This is a genomic window from Protofrankia sp. CiP1_Cm_nod4, from assembly GCF_982290645.1.
In genome coordinates this window covers 19,762-23,747 of the sequence record NZ_CEVIVC010000076.1, presented here as the reverse complement: position 1 = coordinate 23,747, position 3,986 = coordinate 19,762, and the positions used below count along the sequence as shown (strand labels likewise).

At 71.2% G+C, this 3,986-nt stretch carries 2 protein-coding genes; one reads left to right on the top strand and one right to left on the bottom strand.

Annotated features, from left to right (window positions below; genetic code table 11):
* Positions 1-2,481: malto-oligosyltrehalose synthase (gene treY, locus AC5LSR_RS15175; RefSeq protein ID WP_493468600.1), on the top strand; the 2,481-nt coding region annotated here is incomplete at its 5' end.
* 623 nt (positions 2,482-3,104) lie between these two features.
* On the opposite strand, the gene AC5LSR_RS15170 is transcribed toward treY, so the two are convergent.
* On the bottom strand, positions 3,105-3,833 hold the full coding sequence (locus tag AC5LSR_RS15170) for a B3/B4 domain-containing protein (RefSeq protein WP_250282373.1): 729 nt from the start codon (positions 3,831-3,833) through the stop codon (positions 3,105-3,107).
* Positions 3,834-3,986 lie beyond the last annotated feature (153 nt).

Genomic DNA, 3,986 nt, shown 5'->3' with positions numbered 1-3,986 from the left:
CCCGGTGCCGGTGGGCCCGGTGCCGGTGGCGAGGCCGTCCGGGCCGTCCCCACCGCGACCTACCGGCTGCAGCTGAGCATGGAGTTCTCCTTCACCGACGCGGCCGTCATAGTGCCCTACCTGGCCACGCTCGGCGTCACCCACCTGTACTGCTCGCCCGTCCTGGAGGCGGTCGACGGCTCGGCCCACGGCTACGACGTGGTCGACCACGGCCAGATCAGCCCCGAGCTCGGTGGGCAGGCCGGGTTCCGGCGGCTGGTGACCGCGTGCCGCAGGGCCGGGCTCGGCCTGGTGGTGGACCTGGTGCCCAACCACATGGCGGTGGCCGCGCCCGAGCCGGCCAACACGGCCTGGTGGTCGGTGCTGCGCGAGGGCGCCGAGTCGCCGTACGCGTCCTGGTTCGACATCGACTGGGACTCCCCGGAGAACCCCGGGAAGATCGTGGTCCCGGTTCTCGGGGACGCGCTGGGCACCTGCCTCGCCCGCGGCGAGATCCGGCTGGCGACCGACGAGGACGGCGCCTGGGTGATCGTCTACCACGACCACGTGCTGCCCGTCGCCGAGGGGACCGCCGACCCCGACGACGTGGCCGCCACCCTCGAACGCCAGCACTACCGGCTGTGCTTCTGGCGGGTCGCCGGCACCGAGCTGAACTACCGGCGCTTCTTCGACATCACCACCCTCGCCGGCCTGCGCCAGGAGGATCCGGACGTCTTCGCCGCCACCCACCGCCTGATCCTCGACCAGGTCCGGGCCGGCGCGATCGACGGCCTGCGGATCGACCATCCCGACGGCCTCGCCGACCCCGAGGAGTACCTGCGCCGGCTGTCCGAGGCCACCGGGGGCGCGTGGACGGTCGTCGAGAAGATCCTGGAGCCCGGCGAGGCGCTGCCCGACACCTGGGTGTGCGCCGGCACCACCGGCTACGACGCGCTGAACCGGCTCACCCGGCTGTTCATCGACCCGGTCTCGGCCAGGGCGTTCAGCACCCTCTACGCCGAGATCACCGATGTGCGGGCCGACTTCGCCACGATCAGCCGCCGGGCCAAGCTCGACGTGCTCGCCGGCGCCCTGCGCCCCGAACTGGACAGGCTGGCCACCCTCGCCCTGGCCGAGGCCCGGCGGCGGCGCGCGGACCTCACCCGCGTCGGCCTGCACGAGGCGCTGGCCGAGGTACTGGCCGCCTTCCCGGTCTACCGCGCCTACGTCCGGCCGGGCTCGGCGGCGACCCTGGAGGCGCGCGGGCATGTCGTGCGGGCCTGCGCGCGCGCCCGGGAGTCGCTGCCCCTGCGCGCGGGCGAGATCGGCCTCGTCGAGGAGCTGGCCCTGTCCGGCCCGCCGGAGTTCGTCGTCCGCTTCCAGCAGACCGCCGGGCCGGTCATGGCCAAGGGCGTCGAGGACACCGCCTTCTACCGGTACAGCAGGATGATCGCGCTGAACGAGGTCGGCGGCTCCCCCGGCGACTTCCCCGGCTTCCCCGCCGGGCATCCGCACAGCGCGGTGCACGAGTTCCACGAGGCCAACAGCGCCACCCAGCGGGCCTGGCCGCTGACGATGACCACCCTGTCCACGCACGACACCAAACGCTCCGAGGACGTCCGCGCCCGGCTCGCCGTGCTGACCGAGGACCCCGACGGCTGGGGCGGGATCGCCCGCCGCCTGCTCGCCCTCGGCGAACGGCACACCGACATCGAACACGGCTGGCCGGACCGTCCGACGAACTACCTGCTCGCCCAGACCCTCGTCGGGGCCTGGCCGCTGCCGGCCGACCGGGTCCGGCAGTACATGCTCAAGGCTGTCCGCGAGGCAAAGACCCATACGTCCTGGACCGCCCCGCACCCCGGGTACGAGTCGGCGCTGACGAACTACATCGACGCCGTCCTCGACGACCGGGACTACCTCGCGACGCTGGAGACCTACGTCGCGTCCCTGGTGGAGCTCGGGCGCCAGAACTCCCTGGCCCAGAAGCTGCTCCAGCTCATCTCCCCCGGCGTGCCCGACGTCTACCAGGGCCAGGAGCTGTGGGACGCCTCCCTGGTCGACCCGGACAACCGGCGCCCGGTCGCCTTCGGTGAGCGGGCGAAGCTGCTGACCGAGCTCGGCCCCGAATCCGGTGGCCGCAAGCCCCCGCCGCTCGACGACACCGGGGCGGCGAAACTGCTCGTCGTCGCCCGCGCGTTACGGCTGCGCCGGGAACACCCGCAGTGGTTCGGCGCCCAGGCCACCTACCGTCCGCTGTGGGCGTCCGGCTCGGCGGCCGACCACGTGGTCGCCTTCAGCCGCTCGGGCTCGGTGGTAGCCGTGGCGCCACGCCTGGTGCTGGGGCTGCGCCGCGGCGGCGGCTGGCGCGACACCACCCTCTCGCTGCCCGAGGGCCGCTGGACGGACCTGTTCACCGGCCGCCGCCACGACGGCGGCGTCGCCTACGTCCTGCGCCTCCTGCGCGACTTCCCCGTCAGCCTCCTCGTCCGCACCCAGTGAAACCCAGGACGGGCCCGCCGCCATTCTCGTCTTCCAGGTGGGTGGGAGCTGTCCGGGCCAGGACATGCGGTTGATGCGTACCGTGGCCAGCCGGCGACGGTACGGTGGCACCACGGCTACCGGGACATCGCGGCTTCCAGCATCCCTGGGCTTTCCGCGAGAACGGCGGCTGCCAAGGGGCGCTGGGCTGCCGAGGTGCGCTGGGCTGCCGAGGTGCGCTGGCCGAGGCCCTCGCCGGCGGTGGGGTTCAAACGAGACTCTGATTTTCGTCGTCGACCTGCTCGACGTCGGCTGAGGCCGCCCCGGCGGGGCACTGTGCATCGTGGTCTCATGCCTCGCGGCCGGCCGCGGACACGCGTGCCGCGCACTCGAGGATGACGTCGGCGGTGAGCGCGGCATCGTCGAGGCCGGTCTTCCACGACGACACGCTTAACGGTCTTGTCTCAGCCACGCGATGGGTACCCCTGTTGACCATGACGATCATGTCGGTGAGATCGGAGGCTCGCCGGCATCCTGCCCGGGGGCCAGCAGGCCGGCGGGGAGACCGGCCGGTTCGTCCGCCGGGTCTCGGCGACATGAGGCACGGGCCCGGCACAGCAGCGGGGCCCGCCGCGCCCATCCGGTCAGGGCCCGAAAAGAATTCTCTCGTCGCCGCCGCAGAACTCCTTCGTGAGCGCGATCAGCTCGTTGGCCGCGTCCCAGACGTAGCTGGCGTCGGTGGCCCGGTTCCCCTGGACGATGTAGAAACACTCGGTGGTGTCGAGCACCACCTTGGTCTTCTCGACCTGCCGCGTCTCCATCCGACAGATGATCTCGCCGGCGCCGTCGATGTAGCCGTACTCGCCGGCGGGGACCGGCTTGGGCTCCGTCGCGCCCAGCGGCACGAACCGTTCCGCACCGGTTGTGGACGTGAGACGGATGTCCCCGTCCACGGCTGCCAGGTCGTGCGCGCCGAGCGCCAGGCGGGTCCGCAGCGAGACCAGGTTGTAGATGTCGACGAGAAGATTGATCCTGGGCAGCGTCCCGGTCCTGCGGATCAGGCGCAGCAGGTTCTCCGGCGACGCGACGTTCTCCCGGTTCGACCGCCCGACCGCGGTGTGCAGGTCACGGAATCCGGCAAGGACCGGATCACTCTTGAAATCCTCGTTGGACGGAAAGCTCGGAAGACCGGCGAGAGTGCCGGCCAGCAGCGAGTCGAACTGCTCGTCATCCTTCCTGTTGCGCAGGTTCCCCATGACGAAGTAGACGCCCGTCAGCCCCAGGCCCAGAACTTCCTCAGCCGCCTTGAATGTAATTTCCTCGCATCTTTCTCCGATATGGGGACTGACCAGACCGGCCTCCGCAGCACCCATGCCGGAGCTCCTTTTCACGCGATATCACCAATGGCCGGAATCCTCGGCCGCCTCAGCAGAATAGCATGTTCAGTCACCCCCGAAGGGGGGTCCGGACAGCTGGGCATACGTACCTCGTCAACCTGCGAGGACGCGATTTCGAGAACCCGGCGG

Bases quoted from the DNA above. Each gene is read 5' to 3' on its own strand.
- AC5LSR_RS15170 (WP_250282373.1), bottom strand. From the start codon at position 3,833: ATGGGTGCTGCGGAGGCCGGTCTGGTCAGTCCCCATATCGGAGAAAGA.